16 protein-coding genes are annotated in these 17,665 nt (G+C 37.4%); 4 read left to right on the forward strand and 12 right to left on the reverse strand.

The genetic code is table 11. The features are described 5' to 3' along the window. Window positions 1-99: 99 nt before the first annotated feature. From CNR22_05425 to CNR22_05435, 3 genes are read left to right on the forward strand one after another with little or no spacing between them, the layout of a single operon-like run. A complete protein-coding gene (locus CNR22_05425) occupies window positions 100-1,050 on the forward strand; it encodes a hypothetical protein (GenBank protein PBQ31227.1) in 951 nt (316 codons plus the stop codon). Continuing rightward, window positions 1,047-1,961: a hypothetical protein gene (locus CNR22_05430; GenBank protein PBQ31228.1), complete on the forward strand. Its 915-nt coding sequence runs from the start codon at window positions 1,047-1,049 to the stop codon at window positions 1,959-1,961. Before CNR22_05425 ends, CNR22_05430 begins: the two co-directional genes overlap by 4 nt. 40 nt (window positions 1,962-2,001) lie before the next feature. After that, window positions 2,002-2,907, forward strand: coding sequence for a hypothetical protein (locus tag CNR22_05435; GenBank protein PBQ31229.1), 906 nt, complete (start codon window positions 2,002-2,004; stop codon window positions 2,905-2,907). A 4-nt stretch (window positions 2,908-2,911) separates the two neighbouring features. Here the strand turns inward: CNR22_05435 and CNR22_05440 are convergent, their stop codons facing one another. From CNR22_05440 to CNR22_05450, 3 genes are all read right to left on the reverse strand, one after another. Continuing rightward, window positions 2,912-4,471, reverse strand: coding sequence for an ATPase (locus CNR22_05440; protein PBQ31230.1), 1,560 nt, complete (start codon window positions 4,469-4,471; stop codon window positions 2,912-2,914). A gap of 94 nt (window positions 4,472-4,565) precedes the next feature. Next, window positions 4,566-5,267 (reverse strand): DNA-binding response regulator, encoded by a 702-nt coding sequence (locus CNR22_05445; protein PBQ31231.1) that lies wholly within the window; start codon window positions 5,265-5,267, stop codon window positions 4,566-4,568. Continuing rightward, a complete protein-coding gene (locus CNR22_05450) occupies window positions 5,264-6,526 on the reverse strand; it encodes a two-component sensor histidine kinase (protein ID PBQ31232.1) in 1,263 nt (420 codons plus the stop codon). The genes CNR22_05445 and CNR22_05450 overlap by 4 nt, the downstream gene beginning before the upstream one ends. 175 nt (window positions 6,527-6,701) lie before the next feature. Between CNR22_05450 and CNR22_05455 the strand changes: the two genes are divergently transcribed. Then, the gene (locus CNR22_05455; protein ID PBQ31233.1) at window positions 6,702-7,118 is read left to right on the forward strand and encodes a hypothetical protein; all 417 of its coding nucleotides are present in this window, start codon (window positions 6,702-6,704) and stop codon (window positions 7,116-7,118) included. Window positions 7,119-7,152: 34 nt separating this feature from the next. On the opposite strand, the gene CNR22_05460 is transcribed toward CNR22_05455, so the two are convergent. The 9 genes from CNR22_05460 to CNR22_05500 form a co-directional block, all read right to left on the reverse strand. After that, complete coding sequence (locus CNR22_05460; protein ID PBQ31234.1) at window positions 7,153-7,797, reverse strand: hypothetical protein; 645 nt, start codon at window positions 7,795-7,797, stop codon at window positions 7,153-7,155. Between the two features lie 109 nt (window positions 7,798-7,906). Continuing rightward, entirely contained in the window at window positions 7,907-9,520 is a 1,614-nt protein-coding gene (gene pckA, locus CNR22_05465; protein PBQ31235.1) for a phosphoenolpyruvate carboxykinase (ATP), read from the reverse strand. Between the two features lie 93 nt (window positions 9,521-9,613). After that, a complete protein-coding gene (locus CNR22_05470; protein ID PBQ31236.1) occupies window positions 9,614-9,991 on the reverse strand; it encodes a hypothetical protein in 378 nt (125 codons plus the stop codon). A gap of 78 nt (window positions 9,992-10,069) precedes the next feature. After that, a complete protein-coding gene (locus CNR22_05475) occupies window positions 10,070-10,486 on the reverse strand; it encodes a hypothetical protein (protein PBQ31237.1) in 417 nt (138 codons plus the stop codon). Between the two features lie 31 nt (window positions 10,487-10,517). Then, the gene (locus CNR22_05480) at window positions 10,518-11,174 is read right to left on the reverse strand and encodes a hypothetical protein (protein PBQ31238.1); all 657 of its coding nucleotides are present in this window, start codon (window positions 11,172-11,174) and stop codon (window positions 10,518-10,520) included. Then, window positions 11,122-11,727, reverse strand: coding sequence for a peptide deformylase (locus tag CNR22_05485; GenBank protein ID PBQ31239.1), 606 nt, complete (start codon window positions 11,725-11,727; stop codon window positions 11,122-11,124). Before CNR22_05485 ends, CNR22_05480 begins: the two co-directional genes overlap by 53 nt. Window positions 11,728-11,792: 65 nt before the next feature. Further along, window positions 11,793-13,271 (reverse strand): IMP dehydrogenase, encoded by a 1,479-nt coding sequence (locus CNR22_05490; GenBank protein ID PBQ31240.1) that lies wholly within the window; start codon window positions 13,269-13,271, stop codon window positions 11,793-11,795. A 587-nt stretch (window positions 13,272-13,858) separates the two neighbouring features. Next, window positions 13,859-14,608 carry a DNA-binding response regulator gene (locus CNR22_05495; GenBank protein ID PBQ31241.1) on the reverse strand — a complete coding sequence of 250 codons (750 nt, stop codon included), beginning with the start codon at window positions 14,606-14,608 and terminating at the stop codon, window positions 13,859-13,861. Between the two features lie 11 nt (window positions 14,609-14,619). After that, a complete protein-coding gene (locus tag CNR22_05500; GenBank protein ID PBQ31242.1) occupies window positions 14,620-17,445 on the reverse strand; it encodes a hypothetical protein in 2,826 nt (941 codons plus the stop codon). Window positions 17,446-17,665 lie beyond the last annotated feature (220 nt).

A 17,665-nucleotide genomic window follows, 5' to 3' on the forward strand; every position in this document is an offset into this window, starting at 1 on the left:
TGCTTTTTTTTACTACATTTAGTAGTAGCGAAATTAAAAATGTAAGACGTTAACGTGAAAAAGGTGATTGAAAAATTTGCCTTCTGATTTTATTAAAGAATGAAATCGAAAATTCACGAAGACCTTGAATTTAAAACTATAAACATGAGTAAAAAACTCTTACCCATACTCATTATCTTAATTTCAGTAGTGCACTTAAACTCCCAATCGTTATTTTGCCCCCCGGGCGCGGGATGGAATTTTGTTTATAATGCCTTTCTCATGGACCCTACGCCAGATCTCATAAATGTTGCCGCCTGGAACGGTGGAAAAACTATTTTAAATGGGGAAACCGTTACTATTTTAAAACATAGCAAATTATTTGCTCAATGTAATATGACAAACATTTATGAATCTTATCTTAAAGAAGTTGGTGACACTGTATTTATAAAAAATATACATACAAATAATCAGTGGCGCATTTTATTTAATTTTGCTGCCTCTCCTGGTCACAGCTGGGTTACCTCATTAAGTTTCGCAGGTGTCTCTTTTACGGTCACTGTAGACAGCGTTGGCAGTATTTTAAAAAATAACCTTACGTTAAAGGTGCTTCATGCTTCCTACAAACAAAGTAATCCTCCGCGTAGTTATAAAGCTGATATTATAGAGCGTATTGGGGGTTCTTATTTTCTTTTTAATTTTTACCATGGTCCTGTAAGCGATGGTGACTATATGACCGAGTATTTATGCTATCAGGATAGCGCTTTAGGTCTGCTGCAATTTTCAAATAAACCTTGCTATTATTCTAATCTGACAAGCCTTTCAGAAAATAATTTATCTTCATTATTTAGAATGTATCCTAATCCAACAAGCGACTTCCTTCACATTGACCTCACCAGGCAAGAAGAAGCCGAAGTAAAAATTATAGATATTACAGGAAAAGAACGGAGCAACATCAGAGTAGAAGGAAGCGCAAAAATTCCCGTTTATGATCTTCCTAACGGAATTTATCTCCTGAATGTTTACGAAGGAAAAGAAAAAACTTTCAGCACTAAATTTATTAAGGAATGAAAAAACTTCTACCCATACTCATAGCTTCTATTTTCTTCGGAAACCTGAAATCTCAGTTAGTATTTTGTCCGCCAGGAGCTGAGTGGCATTATTACTTTAACTGGTTCAACGGAGGAAAAATCAATGAACACGTCAAATATGTGGGAGACTCGCTGGATGGTTCTGACACTTTAAAAATTTTAAGTCACAAGCGTCTTCTTTTAGGATGTAGTCCCCTTATGAGTAAAACATTGATAAAACAAAAAGGCGACACCATCTTTTTCAAGAACAGCCAGACGCAAAATGGCTGGCAGGTCTTATACAATTTTGCAGCTACAACGGGCCAAAGCTGGAAGACAACGGTAGATAATGGCAATACATTTGTAATAACTTATACTTTTACGGTTGACTCCGTCAAACAGGTTTTAGTTAATGGCTCTAGCCTTAAAAGATTATATGTTAAAGAAAAAGCAATTTTTTCCAGTCAAAGCTACACCTGGAATACGACTACAAGTGTCACAGAACGTTTAGGCTGTGATAATTTTTTGTTTAATTTCCGACCTTATAATTTCGGTTGGTGTGATGCCGATTATTTTGCTGAGCGCTTATGTTACAAAGACAATTCATTTGGCTTACTGAAGTTTACAGATAAATCCTGCGATTACTCTATTCCAGTTGGTATCTCTGAGCAAAGCCAGAACGCAAAGCTTAGAGTGTATCCTAATCCTGTACAAGATTTTTTATTGGTTGATTTAGAGTCTGCTTACGAAGTTGCATCTATTATCACTGACATTTCCGGCAGGCCCTTAAGAAAAATAAAACTGGATAAAAATTCTAAAATAGATATCAGCGATCTATCCAAAGGGATTTATTTTTTATCCATTTTTGAAGGAACAGAAAAAAACTTCACGACGAAATTTATCAAAGAATGAAATCGAATATTCACGAAGACCAGAGTTTAAAACTATAAACATGAATAAAAAAATTCTACCCATACTTTTTTGTCTTGTGATTTTTTCAAGCCTAAAATCGCAGTCTCTATTTTGTCCACCGGGAGCTCAATGGCGCTACGTGTATAATGCATTTAACCTGGATCCTACTCCTGAATTTGTAAATGTGGCTGCCTGGAATGCAGGAACTACAACTGTTAACGGCGAAACGGTCACCATTTTAAAACATAACAAATTATTTTCACAATACAACATAAAGACTATTTATGAATCCTATCTGAAAGAAGTTGGCGATACGGTGTTTATGAAAAGTGCTGTTACAAATGATCAATGGCGTATCTTATTTAATTTTGCGGCAACAGCAGGTCAAAGTTGGGTTACACCTTTAAATTTTTCAGGCGTTTCCTTCACTGTCACCATCGACAGTGTAAGTACTGCTATTACAAATGGAATAAGTTTAAAAACGCTTCATGCAGTTTATAATCAATCTAACCCTTCGCGTTCATATCATTCCACTATAACCGAACGCATCGGTGGCTACTACTACTTATTTAACTTCTGGCGCGGGCCCTATTCCGACGGAGATTACATGACTGACTTTTTATGTTATCAAGACAGTGCTTTAGGGCTTGTACAATTTTCAAATAAACCTTGTAACTATTCAAATCTTACAGGACTTTCAGAAGAAAATCAAACTCGCATACTAAGAATATTTCCAAATCCCGCCGCAGATTTCCTTTACCTTGATGTTGCGCAGGGAAGGGAAACAGAAGCGAGAATTATAGACATTTCGGGTAAAGAAGTCAGAAAAATAAAATTTGATAGCAATTCAAAAATACCCGTTTATGATCTTCCTTATGGAATTTATCTTTTGACCATTTTTGAAGGCACAGAAAAAATTTACAGCACTAAATTTATAAAAGAGTAAGCTATTAAAACCACGAAGAACCTTTTTTCTTTCTACCAGATCCACCAATCCCAAGTACGCCCAGTAATCCGCGAGCGACCTCTTTAACAACCGTTCTACCCACCTGGCGAACCATAGTGTTTTCAGATAATTTTTCTATGGTAGATTTTTCTTCTTTGGCGGGACGTTTTTCTTTTTTCGCTCTAGGCGATTCTTCTTCCTCAACCGTCGCTGCGGATAATTTTTCATTCAAAATTTCAAAAGCGCTTTCTCGGTCAATAATCTCATTGTATTTGGGAGCAATATTACTAGCTGAAACACAAGCAGAAATTTCATCCGGACTCAACACACCTATTCTACTTGAAGGCGCTCTCAAATGCGTTGCAGCTAAGGGTGTCGGACTTCCTTTTTCATTGAGACAAGTTACCAATGCTTCACCAATACCTAAGCTGGTGAGGAGTTCATCTGTTTTATAAAATTCAGAGAGGGGGTAATTTTCGGCTGTTTTTCTAATAGCCTTTCTATCCTTTTCCGTAAAGGCTCTCAGGGCATGTTGCACCTTTAAGCCTAACTGCGCTAAAACTGCTTCTGGAATATCATAAGGATTTTGAGTACAAAAATAAATACCCACCCCTTTACTCCTAATTAATTTTATAATCGATTCGATCTGATCACGCAAAGCTTCTGACGCTTCCTTAAAAATTAAATGTGCTTCGTCAATAAAAATACAAAGTCTTGGTTTTTCAAGATCCCCTGCTTCCGGAAAAGTCTGGTAAACCTCAGCCAAAAGGCACAACATAAAGGTCGAAAACAATTTAGGCTTGTCCTGTATATCCACCAAACGAATAATAGAGCAAATGCCTTTGCCGGAAGCATCCAGTCGCACAAGATCATTCACATCAAAAGAACGTTCACCAAAAAAGATTTCTGCACCCTGGGATTCCAGTTCAATAACAGATCTCAAAATAGTAGACAAAGAAGCAGGAGAAACATTTCCATAATTTTTACGAATCTCTTCTTTCCCTTCTTCTCCAATATAATTTAAAAGGCTTTTAAAATCTTTAAGGTCCAGAAGTGGTAATTTTTTATCATCCGCATATTTAAAAACAATGGCTACAATCCCACTTTGTGTATCGTTTAAATTTAAAACTTTAGAAAATAACACCGGCCCAAACTCACTAACAGTTGCCCTCAGACGCGCTCCTTTTTCTTTAGAGAGCGTAAGAAACTCTACAGTTGTCGCCGCAGGTTTAAAAGGAATGCCGATGGCTTCATGCCGTTCTTCTATTTTAGAATTACTTGTACCTTCTTTAGCGATACCACTTAAATCTCCTTTTAAATCCATCATCAACACCGGCACACCTTTGGCACAAATGTTTTCTGCAATGATTTGTAGTGTCACTGTTTTACCGGTTCCGGTAGCTCCAGCAATCAAACCATGACGGTTTAAGGTTCTTAAAGGAAGTTTCACCTGGGCCTCTTTTTGTGGTTGTCCGTCGAGAAGCGCTGAACCCAATAAAATATACTCTCCTTTAGTAGAATATCCTGCAACGATGCTATCAACAAATTTTGTACTGCCTGCCATGATTTAATTTTCCATAAAATTAAAAAGCTTTCAGCAAGCTTTCAAACTTAATTAATTTCTTTTACAAGCAATTTAAACAGTTTACCAACAAGAGCTAAGATACTTTGTTTTGCTTATCAGAAAATCTGAATCCAATTCCGTGAAGATTCTCAATACTTATTGCCTTGTCCTTTGCCAAAATTTTTCGAAGGCGTGAAATGAAGACATCCAGGCTTCTCCCTAAAAAATAATCGTCATTACCCCAGAGTTTTTTTAAGATCTCTTCGCGTTTTAAAACAGTATCAGGATTGTCTAAAAATAATTTCAAAAGTTGTGCTTCGCGCTGGGTAAGCGAAACTTTGTCATTCTCGCGGTTTAAACTGTAATTGAGAGCATTAAATTGATAAGATCCCACAGGATAAAAACTTTTGTCTGGCCCACCCGTTTTTTTTGAACGCGTCAAAAATATTTCCATCTTCAATAATAATTCTTCAATGCTGAAAGGTTTAACCAGGTAATCGTCAGCGCCCAAACGCAGCCCCTTTATACGGTCTTCTTTTAATATTTTTGACGAAAGAAATAAGATGGGAACATCGGGATTAATTTTTCTAATCTCTGTAGTTAACTCAAAACCGTCCATCTTAGGAAGCATGATATCAAAAATGCAAAGGTCAAATTTCTCCTGTTTAAAAACCTCATAGCAGCTTACACCATCGGTACAATGCGTTACCTGGTACTGACTCTGCTCAAGATTATCTTTAGTAAGATAGGCAAGCGTTTCGTCATCTTCTGCGTAAAGTATTTTTATGGGCGTCATAGTTTATTGGGAATTTGAATAGCGACGGTAATTCCTTCTTCCTTATTATTAAAGGCAGTTATTTTCCAATGATGAAGCAGACAAATCTTTTTCACATAGTATAATCCTAAACCAAAACCGTTAACCTCATTGCTGCGGGAATTCGGAATCCGGTAGAACTTATCGAATATAAAGGAAATTTTCTTTTTTGAAATGCCAATGCCATTGTCGCTAAATTCAAGTTGTAAATTTTTTCCCAGATCTTTAGCGCGAATAATAATTTCCGGACTCTGCTCGCAGTATTTCACCGAGTTATCGATCACATTGTAAACAAGATTTGTAAAATGAAATTCATCAGCAAAAATCTCTAGCTTAGTTTTAGGGAAGTCTAACTCAACTTTTAAGGTTTCGTATTTCAAACGAATATTATCAATAACGCCTTCTATCATAGGCCGTAAAGGATTGTGCGTTTTACTGAGAGCCAGCGGAGCATTATCTGATTTAGCAATATTTAAAACCTTCTCGATGTGTTTGTTTAGCTTATTACTTTGATCAATAATTATTCCGGTGTATTTTCCCAGCTTTTCATCTGACAGTATTTTCTCTTGTTTATAAAGGTAGTTAGATGCAATTAAAATAGACGACAAAGGCGTTTTAAACTCATGGGTCATATTATTTATAAAATCACGTTGAAGCTCTGAGTACTTTTTTTGCTGAAGAATGGTAAAGATAGAATAGACATAAATAATTAACACTAAAACCAGAATGCCGGAAAGGATCAGCCAAAATCTCAATGATCCAATAAGAAAACTTCTTTCTTTTGGAAAACGAATAGCAAAATAATAGATCAGGTTTTTTTGTTTTGGAAAATGCATGGAAGATTTTTTCTTTTCATGGTCCTGAAAAGAAATATAATTCCCATAAATCATCTCATCGCTCTGGCACTTATAAATGGCGTACTCGAAGTCTGTTAAGAGATTTGATTTCTCAAACTCTGTCTTTAAACAATATTCCAGCACCTGGGCATCAAAGTCATTATTTACATTCACAATGTAATAATCGTTAGAGATCTTATTTATAGGATTGTTTAAGGGGAATTCATTTCCATTCAACTTATATAGCCGCTCTACCACATGCAATAAGGTAATATGAACCGTTTGGCTGAATTTTTTTCCCTCGTTATTAAAGGCTTGTTTAGTCCATAAAAACTGAAGGACCAGTACCCCCGTTATGGCTACCAATCCTAAAATAAGAACGCTGTTTAGTTTGTTCAGTTTCAAGGTGTAGATTTCTTTTCCCTAATATTAGAGAAAAAAGATTGGCTATGGAGGACATTAACATGTCATTAACAAAAATTTAAAGGTGCTTAACAGGCTTGCTTATTGTGTGAGGCTACTTTTGTAGAGACATCTTGCAAGACGATCTCTTTTTTTATTCACCTTTAAAATTAAACTTATGAAAACCACATTAAAAATTTCAACGCTTGTATTAGCAGCTGTGTTTATGTCTTTTGCCCCTGCTTCGATTAAAGTTCCGGTAACCGGCACTGAAATTCCAGCCTCAGTAAAAACAAGCATTAAATGGAAAAACACCGAGATACAGCTTGGCGAAATTCCGCAAAACAAACCCGTAACTATTGAATTTGAATTTATGAACGATGGCGGGAGTCCGCTACTAATAACCAATGTCCAGGCCTCCTGCGGTTGTACATCAACTAATTTTGTTAAAACACCTGTTCTTCCCGGGGAAAGCACGAAGATAACTGCCGTTTTTAATGCGGCTGCCAAAGGTGCTTTTCATAAACAAGTTACCGTAACTACCAATGCAGAGGATGGTCCAAAAAGTTTAAGTTTTGCAGGAACCGTTATCTAATTCCAGGGCCGGCAGAGATAAAGCTGCCGGCTTTTTAATTCTTGATAAACTTAATTGTCTCTTTTGTTTCATTACCTGAAACACAAATAAAATATAAGCCAGGGGCAAGGTCTTCAATCTCGATTTCGATTTCGGTTTTCTGAGGTAACTCAAGAGTTTTTACAACTCTTCCGTCAGCGGAATACATTGTTGCTTTTAGAAAACCGGAATTCTGCAAGAAAACTTTATCGCTGGCAGGATTTGGAAAAATTAGTACCGGTTTTTTTTTAATCTCCTGCAACCCGGTGGTAGTTGCAACAACGAGATTTAAACTTACAACATTGCTGTCTGTAGGATGGCAGACTTGTTGTCCTGAAGACATATAAGCTTTGTGCTTTAAAGTGTACGATCCTGCAGCTAATTGGCCTAAGGTGAGCGTATCAACAAAATCCTGTGTAGCTGGAAGCATACCATTCCAATAACAAGCCCGTATATTTATTTCTTTGGGACTTTGTGTCACCGAAAATGAAGCCTGATCTACCACAATACCCTGGTTAGGAGTTGTAACCTTTGTAATGATTTTCACTATATCAGAACTTGTAGGAAATTGCGGAATGACGGTTGGAGTTCCCATATAAGGCATTTGCGACCAGCCGGGAAATGCAGAGATTAAAACTGCAAGGAGTAAAAGTTTTTTCATGATTTTTGTTTAGTTACGATTTACAAGGATAGTGCCAGAAATGAGGATTAGGGGAATAAAAAAAGTCCCCCGGATAACCAGGGGACTTCTAATACAAATCTCAAAATCATTAAGCAGTTACAGCTACTTTAGGAGCTGCAGCGAGAATTTCTTCATTAGCAGCAGAAGCATATTGACTGAAGTTTTTAATAAACTGTTCGGCTAAATTTTTAGCTTTTTCATCATAAGCATTTTTATCAGACCAGCTATTGCGAGGATCCATTAATTCTGCAGGCACACCTTCGCAAGCTTTAGGGAACGCCAGACCGAAGAAATTAGTTGTACCATACTCGGCTTTGTCTAACTGGCCGGTTAAAGCTGCAGTAATTAAAGCACGGGTGTACGACAATTTAATACGGCTTCCAGTTCCATAAGAACCCCCTACCCATCCGGTATTTAATAACCAAACGTTTACTTTATGTTTCTTTAGTTTTTCTCCTAATAACTCAGCGTATTTTGTTGGATGCAATGGTAAAAATGCTTTTCCAAAACAAGCAGAGAAAGTAGTAGTAGGTTCAGTGATTCCCATTTCAGTACCTGCAACTTTTGCAGTATAACCGGAAATGAAATTATACATAGCCTGACCTGTTGTTAATTTGCTGATTGGAGGTAAAACTCCGAACGCATCACAAGTAAGGAAGAAAATGTTTTTTGGCATATCGCCTACTGCAGGAGTTACTGCGTTATCGATATAATCTGCAGGATAACTTACGCGTGTGTTTTCAGTTCTTGAAATGTTAGCGTAATCAACAGTAGTTGTTCCTTCGTAGAAACCGATGTTTTCTAAAAGCGACCCAAATTTAATAGCGTTAAAAATTTGCGGTTCCTTTTCTTTAGTAAGATCTACACATTTTGCATAGCATCCACCTTCGAAGTTAAACACGCCTTTATCGCTCCAGCCGTGCTCATCGTCTCCAATAAGTTTACGGTTAGGATCAGCGCTTAACGTTGTTTTTCCAGTTCCAGAAAGACCAAAGAAAATAGCAGTATCACCTTCTTTACCAATGTTGGCAGAGCAGTGCATACTTAATACTTTTTTCTCGTGAGGTAAAATATAATTTAAAACAGAGAAGATAGATTTTTTAATTTCTCCTGTATACCCCGTTCCACCAATTAAAATTGTTTTTTTGGTAAAGTTGATAATCGCGAAATTATGTTGGCGAGTGCCATCAATAGCAGCATCAGCTTTAAAACCCGGTGCATTTAATATCACCCAATCGTGTTTGAAGTTCTTAATTTCATCATCCGTTGGACGTAAGAATAAATTGTAAGCGAATAAATTACTCCAGGCATGTTCGTTAACCACACGAATGTTTAAACGAAAAGTCGGGTCAGCGCAAACGTATGCGTCACGAACGAAAACTTCTTTGTTACCCAGGTATGCAAGCATACGGTTGTGCAGGGCATCAAATTTATCAGATTCAAAACGGTTGTTTACATCTCCCCACCAAACACTGTCTTTTGTATTGTCATCATACACCACGTATTTATCTTTCGGAGAACGCCCTGTAAACTCACCAGTATCAATGGCCAAAGCGCCAACATCTGTCAAAACTCCTTCGCCTCTTACAATACACTCTTCAATTAATTCACTCGGGTGAAGATTCCAGTACGCCATATCAACATTTGAAAGGCCAAGTTGTGCGACTGAAGCATTCTCTGCTTTAATTCCAATTTCGTTCATTATAAATTATAAAGGTTTATAGACTGCAAAATTACGAAAAAAACCGCTCTTCTCTGAGCAGTTTTTCCACAATTTTATATTTTCTAAATCAATTTATCTTATTGATACTGAGACTAATTGACCCTCTTTTGCTATCTTTTTCAGTTGGTTAATAAATTCCGTTTTTTTCTTTCCTTTTAGTTCCGTAAGAGGTAGACAAATACGCGTTTCGCCTTCGCGACCGATGGTTTTCGATGTAGAAGCGAGTTTCCTTTCTTCTATGAGCTTAGTAACTTTTTCAAACGCGGCACCGTCTATCCCTGAACCATAGCTGCCAAAAGCTACTTCTGCAGCACAAGCATTATCTGATACACCTTTATAAACAGTTGGTTCTTTGGTTGGTTGTGGCCCTGATGCATTTATAACCTGTGACTTACAGGATACAATGAGTAAACATACAAGGGTGCTGGTGAAAAAAATGAAACGTTGCATATTTTTTTAGTTTATGTGAATGTAAGAATTAAATTCCATTGCCTCTTTATTACAAAGACCGCTCCGGACTTGATGTATTTAACTTTTTTTAAAGGCGGCAATGGCAAGACATAACCATCCTGCTACGAACAACAGTCCACCAATTGGAGTAACTGGACCTAGTACTTTTAAACCTTCGGCACCGATTAAACTTCTTGTGCAAAGAAAATAGAGCGACCCGCTGAATAAAATAATGCCCCAGAAAAAAAGCTGGTAAGCAGCGTTCAGAAATTTATTTGTGTATGAATTTTTCAGAATTAAAATTACCGACATTGCCAGGGTATGATACATCTGGTATTTCACCGCGGTATCGAAACCATTGAGTTGATCAATTGTAATTAAACCGCCCGGCAATTGATTTTTGAGAGCATGCGCACCAAGAGCGCCAAGAGCAACCGCTATGGCGCCTAAAACGCCAACTGTTATAAACTGTTTTGGAAGAGATGTAGTTTCCATAGTATCTTCATTAAGAGATTTAATTATCTGCCTACTTTTTTCTTTTGCCTTTTAACTCCTCAAGAATCTGGGCGTCTGTTTTTCCAAGAAAATTGATAGCGCCTTTTGCGCTCGAAGCCCATTCGCTTTTAGGGTATTCCTCAATGATCTTGTTGTATAGCTTGCGGGCTTCTTCTTCGTTGTTTAAGTACGTGGCCTCGTCGTACAACTGTGCCAGCAAAAATAAAGCAGCAGGACGATTTTTAAAAGCAGGATAGGTGTCGATACACTTTTCCAAAGCTATTTTTGCTTGTGGAATATTATTTATTACGCGTGCAACCTGGGCAGTTTTAATCAAAAAAACAGGACTTAGACTATCGTTGGAACAATAATAAGCGATGTCGGTAAAAGCTTTAATGGCTTTGTTGGCCGCTACCGGATCTATCTCTAATTGATGCATCAACACACTGTCCATATGTTTCGCTTCGGCTACCAACTTTTTGCAGTCGGTTAGATAATTTTTATCTACACGCTTAGGCTCTGTTGGCGCAGCGCTGTCAAGAGCAGTTTCTTTTTTAGATGTATTATTGGAACAGGAAAAAGTGAGCAGTAAAAAAGAAAGAAGGAAACTGCATACTAAAATCTTCCGCATAAACTTATTTTTTTGGTTTGTAGACTTTCGTTTTATAGTCGGCAGAAATTTTGCCATTAGCAATATCGTTTAATTTGCCTGAAATCATTTTACGTTTAAAAGGACTTATTTTATCTGTAAATAATTTTCCGTCAATATGATCATACTCATGTTGAATAACACGCGCAATAACGCCATTGTATTTCTCAACATGCTTTTTGAATTTCTCGTCGTAGTATTCAATTTCAATATTGGGCATACGGCTAACATCTTCCCTTATTTTAGGAATACTTAAACAGCCTTCGCTAAACTTCCATTCTTCACCTTCTTCATCAAGAATGCGGGCGTTGATAAATACTTTTTTGAAAGCCTGAAGTTCCTTGCGTTGTTCTGGAGTGAATTCATCATCCTCCTCATCATCTTCATCCACCTCTGCAAATGGATGTGTATCTACAATAAAAAGACGGATAGCTTTTCCAATTTGCGGAGCAGCAAGGCCAACACCTTTTGCTTTGTACATAGTCTCAAACATATCTTTGATCAATTGATCAAGACCTTCATAATTTTTATCAATATCAACCCCTACTTTTCTCAGTACAGGATCTCCATAAACAACTATTGGTAATACCATTTCTATTTTCTATTTCGGGTTTGTTATTTCGGGTTAGCGCGTAACACGGAATAATTACTAATTGATTATCGACTGTAGTTCGGTGCTTCACGTGTAATTACAACATCATGCGGGTGACTTTCTTTTACCCCTGCTGCAGTTATACGAATGAATTTTGCATTTTGTAAAGCTTTAATATCTTTTGCTCCGCAATACCCCATACCGGCTTTTACACCACCAATTACCTGGTAAATAATTTCCGAAAGATTTCCTTTGTAAGGAACACGTCCACTAATTCCTTCAGGTACTAATTTTTTAATATCGTCTTCCGCATCCTGGAAATAACGGTCTTTACTTCCTTTTTGCATCGCTTCTAACGAGCCCATGCCACGGTAGGATTTAAACTTACGCCCCTCAAAAATAATAGTTTCACCCGGACTCTCTTCTGTTCCTGCGAACATTCCGCCCATCATTACCGTTCCTGCACCAGCTGCTAAAGCTTTTACAACATCACCGGTAAAACGAATACCACCGTCGGCGATCAGAGGAACACCTGTGCCTTTTAAAGCATTGGCAACATCTAAAATAGCAGATAATTGCGGCACACCCACACCTGCAATAATTCGCGTAGTGCAGATAGAACCTGGCCCAATACCAACTTTTACAGCGTCTGCTCCTGCCTTTACAAGGGCTAAAGCAGCTTTACCGGTGGCTATATTTCCAACAATAACTTCCAGGTTTTTATATTTCTTTTTTACTTCTTTTAATTTCTCAATAACTCCTTTGCTATGTCCGTGCGCAGTATCAATAATAACAGCATCAACTCCAGCATTTACCAGGGCATCTACACGCTCCATGGTATCGGCTGTAACACCTACTGCTGCAGCCACACGTAAACGCCCTCTTTCATCTTTGGCAGCGTTCGGACGTACTTTCATTTTGATCATGTCTTTGTAGGTGATCAATCCAACAAGTTTGTTAGCTTTATCTACTATAGGTAATTTTTCAATCTTATGCTCCTGCAAAATTTCTTCTGCCTTTTTCAAAGTAATTCCATACTGAGCAGTGATTAACTGCGCATAAGGTGTCATTACCTGGATAACGGGTTTTTTAAAATCCTTTTCAAAACGTAGATCACGACTGGTTACAATTCCCAGCAATTTATTTTGCTTGTCCACGATTGGAATACCGCCGATTTTATTGTCAGTCATCAACTTCACCGCATCTCCAATAGATGCGTCGGCTACAATGGTCACAGGATCCATGATCATTCCGCTTTCGCTGCGTTTAACCTTGCGCACCTGCTCGGCTTGCTCAGCTATAGTCATATTCTTATGCAGAACACCGATTCCACCTTCCTGGGCAATAGCTATAGCCAGGCTATGTTCTGTTACGGTATCCATCGCAGCAGAAACTATTGGCGTATTCAATTTAATTTTTTTAGTGAAATTTGAAGCGATAGTTACTTCGCGTGGCAATACTTCTGAATAATCGGGAACTAATAATACATCATCGTAAGTTAGTCCTTCGGGAACAAACTTGTTGGTTAAGAAATTGGAAGCCATTGAAAATGAATTTTAAGGTTTTAAAATTCGGGCAAATATACGACTTTATTTTTGATTTGATAAAAACCTTGATTTGAAAAGGGTTCTGGCGCTTCTTTTTATGATTTTTTTATGATATTCCCTTACTAACCTTTTCTGTTTTGAAACCCCTGGTCTGGTTCATCGCTAACACCAAAGGTAAATTCGGATCCATCGTAAAATACTATCGGGACTAAAAACGAAAAAGCCACTCCGCGGAAAATCTCCATAATCCGGAAGTGGCTAGATTCTTGTTATAACTAAACAAAACCCTGAAAAGAACGTGCTATAAAATTAATTCTGTGGAGGGTGTTTTTTTTATTGCTTTTAATAAGTGGTTTATTTGGATTTATAAGTGGATGTGCGCAGTAAAGATGGAAAATAAAAGATTGTTTTGAACCGGCACTCGCACCTGCATCTTGGCCCTTGCATCTGGGCTCCCGCCTCTCGTATCTTGACTCCAGCACATTGCATCGTCGTTCTTGCATCTTTACTCCTGGCTCTTGACTATAGCATCTTTGCTCCTGCCTTCTGGATCTAGCATCCTGGCTCTTGCCCCTCAGCTGTTGCTAGGATTTATTCAATTTCTCCATGAAAGCTTCTTTTTTACGGCGGGAAATTTCGATTTTAGATCCATCGCTCATAATGGCGTAACCTCCGTCTTCTTTCAAAAAACGTATAACGTGATTCATATTGATTAAATGATGATGATGTACCCTGATAAAATCTCCCTCTGGAAGAAGTTCTTCGTAATGTTTTAACCCGGCACTAATCATCAGTTTGCGTTTATCGCTGAGATAAAAGGTGGTATAACTTCCATCTGCCTCGCAACGAACGATATCTTTAATATTAACTATTTCATAAGCATTGCCTGTTGGCAAAGTGATCTTTTGAAAATTTTCATCAGAACGTTTTAATTGCTGAATTAAAAACTGGAGATTCTCCATGTTAGGAATCGAGCTTTTTTTCTTTACTACCTTGTCTACTGCAATTTTTAACTCATCAATATCAATAGGCTTTAAAAGATAGTCACAAGCGCTGTACTTGATAGCACGAATCGCATGTTGATCGCTTGCTGTGGCAAATATTAATTCAAATTTTTGTCCAGGAACTTTTTCAAGCAGATCAAATCCACTTCCATCGGGCATGCTTATATCTAAAAACACAAGCTCAGGATGCAGAGACTCAATCATCTCCACGCCTTCTTTCACATTTGTAGCAAGTCCTACAACGCTAAGTTCAGGGCAATTCTTTTGGATAATGCCTGCAAGCATTTCCCTGCTTTTTTGTTCATCTTCAATTATCAGAGTCTTGATCATGTTGTTTCTTTTTAGCCGGTTAGCGGAACAAACAATCGCACCTGGGTTCCCAGCGAATTATTATTTGCGTCTTTTAAATCGGTTACGGTTACACTTAACTGTGAATTATTTATTTCATTTAATATTTTTAATCTGTCTTCGGTAATTTTCATGCCTAATGACTTGTATTTTTTAACCGGCATAGTGCGTCTTATTTCCGACGCTTTTTCCCTGCCAATTCCGTTATCTGCAATGGTGCAAATTAAAAAATTATTTTCAGAACTCAGGCGAATAGTTAATTTTCCTTTATAAGAAGCTGGATTTAAGCCGTGCAGGATGGCATTTTCTACATAAGGTTGCATTAACAAGGGAGGCATAATGTCATAATCCACATCCACACTGTCTTCCACAATAATTTCATATTCGAATTTATCTTCAAAACGCATTTGTTCCAGTTCAAGATAAAGTTTTAAAGCTTCAAGGTCATCACTCACTGTAACCGTTGGTCGCTCTGAATTATTTAAGATGATACGTACCAAACGCGCAAATTTATTCAGGAATTTAATGGCTTCGTCGCCTTTAGTTGTAAAAATATAATGTTGTATAGAGTTTAAAGAATTAAAAATGAAATGCGGATTCATTTGCGAGCGCAGGGCCTTTAATTCTATTTTACTCATCTCTACTTTTCTTTCGAAGTCGAGTCTTTGTTTCTTTTTAATATTGTAAACCCGAAGTGTAAAGAAAATATAGAAGCCTGCAAATACTCCCAGCACCGAGATTAATAAAAACCACCAGGTGGAATAAAAAGGAGATTTAATACTAAATGTAAATCTCGCCTCAGTAGTGTTCCACAGGCCTTCATTATTGCATGACCGTACTCTAAAAGTATATTTTCCGGGTGCAAGATTGGCATATTTGCTGTAATCTTCGCTGCTTGGAGAACTCCATTCTTTATCGCCTGCAAGGCCTTCCAGTTTTTTCTGGTACAAAACATTATCAGGATTTGTGAGGCAAATTCCCCGGTAATAAAAAGAGAGGGTATTGTAATCACTTGGTAGAACAACACTGTCCTGAAGTAAAGTGTCTTCGTTCAACAAGGTAATTTTTTGAATAAGTGTTTTATTTTCAATGGTGTTTTTTTTGAGACTTGCAGGTTCATGCTTTACCAAACCGCTTACTGTGCCAAACCAAAGCGAACCATCCGGATCTTCCCATATGCCGTTTGAATTACACTCCACTCCTAAAAAGCCCTGAAGTTTTCCGTAAGAAATAATCTGCGTTTTACCTGTCTCCAGATAATGTTTCAGATCAAGCCGGTTAATTCCCTGGTTTGTTCCAATCCAAAGCACGGAACTATCCTGCGCAAACTCTATTGAATAAACAAGTTCAGAATTTAAACCGTTTTGCTCATTAATGTATTGCGTAGTATTTGTGCGAGTATTTAAAATCATAACGCCGTTAAGAGTCGCAACAAAAATATAGCCTTTGTAATATTTCAGTGAAAAATAATCTTCTTCTTTTATTCCATTGCCTTTGCTATAATTACTGATTATGCCATTGGCTATTTTATAAAGTCCACCCGGAGATGTGCCAACAAAAAGGTGACCTTGTTCATCTTCACACAAACCATACACTTGTACGTTTTGTTTTCCCGGAAGTGCATAATAATGAAGTTCGGGATTATTGTTTTTCCATTTAAGAGAAGCAATGCCATTTCCGCCTGCAATCCAGGTTGTGTTATCGCGGCCTTTATAAATGAATTCGTAAGTACCTTTAAATTCTTTTGGAAGCGGGATACTTTGAAACCTTTCGTTTTTAAACTGAGTAAGTCCGTTTTTTGTTCCGAAAATTAAACGGCCATCTGCATCCTGAATGCCTGTCTTACATTCTACTGTTGTAAGGCCATCTTTAAAACCATATCTTTTAAAATATCCCTGGCTATATTTATAGATGCCATTGTTCTGTGAACAGATCCATAAATTTTTATCGGTATCGCGAAAGATCTGGTAAATAAAAGCATTACCAGGGCCGTTAATCCGGTCGAAGGTTGAAAAAGAATTATCTCGGTACCTGTATAAGCCGCTGTGAGTTGCGATCCACAAATTATCCTCCCGGTCGCGAAGAATAGACCTTACGTGATTAGAATTATTATCAGAGCCAATATTGTAGTAAACAAAATTGTGACCATCGTAACGAAGTAAACCTGTTTGTGAACCCACCCATAAAAATTGATTATTCTGATTTGTTACGGAGCTAATGTTTTCATCAATTAAACCACTCTCAACAAAATAGTTTATAAATTTTTGTGTGGTAAGATCAAAAAAACTTAGCCCGCGATTTGTACCTATTACAAGATAGTTTTTAAAACGGGTGATGCAATTTACTTTGTTGCTGGCTAGTCCGCTGGATTCGTCAAGGATACGAAATGTTCGGGGTCCATATAAAATAAGTCCGCGGTCAGAGCCAACAAAAACTACAGAAGTATCTGTATTAAAAAGACAGTTTATTTTGTAGCCTTCGGTCTTTTTTACAGAGGTAATTTTATCGTCCTGAAATATGAAAAGTCCCTTGGTAGTTCCAATAAACATGCTGTGATCAAAGCCTTTACACAGAGCCGTTACCGGGGGAATTATAGAATTATTCTGTTTATTGTAGTTAAAAAACTGCTTACCTCTGAATACACTGATTCCTTTTGTGGTTCCAACATAAATTTCTCCCTTATCATCCGCACATATTGCATTTACATTATGATCAATTAATCCGCTCTTAAGATTATAATTCTCGAAAACTTTACCATCAAAACGACTAAGCCCGCCAAATCCCCCACTCCAGAGATAACCATTCTGATCCTGAAACAAACATGACACCTGAACAAAGGGCAACCCACTCTCTACACTATAATTTTTAAAGAAGAATTGTTGTGCTCTGAGTCCTGTAAAAAGACTAAGACACAAACAGACGAATATGTATTGGGTGTAGCGGATAAATGTTTCTACTAATTTAACTTTAATATTAACTATTTAAAAAAAAGAATAAACAAGTGGAGCACTTTACTACTTAATTGGCTTTGAGGTATCT

The sequence above is a fragment of the Sphingobacteriaceae bacterium genome (genome assembly GCA_002319075.1).
Classification (GTDB): Bacteria; Bacteroidota; Bacteroidia; order B-17B0; family Aurantibacillaceae; genus Aurantibacillus.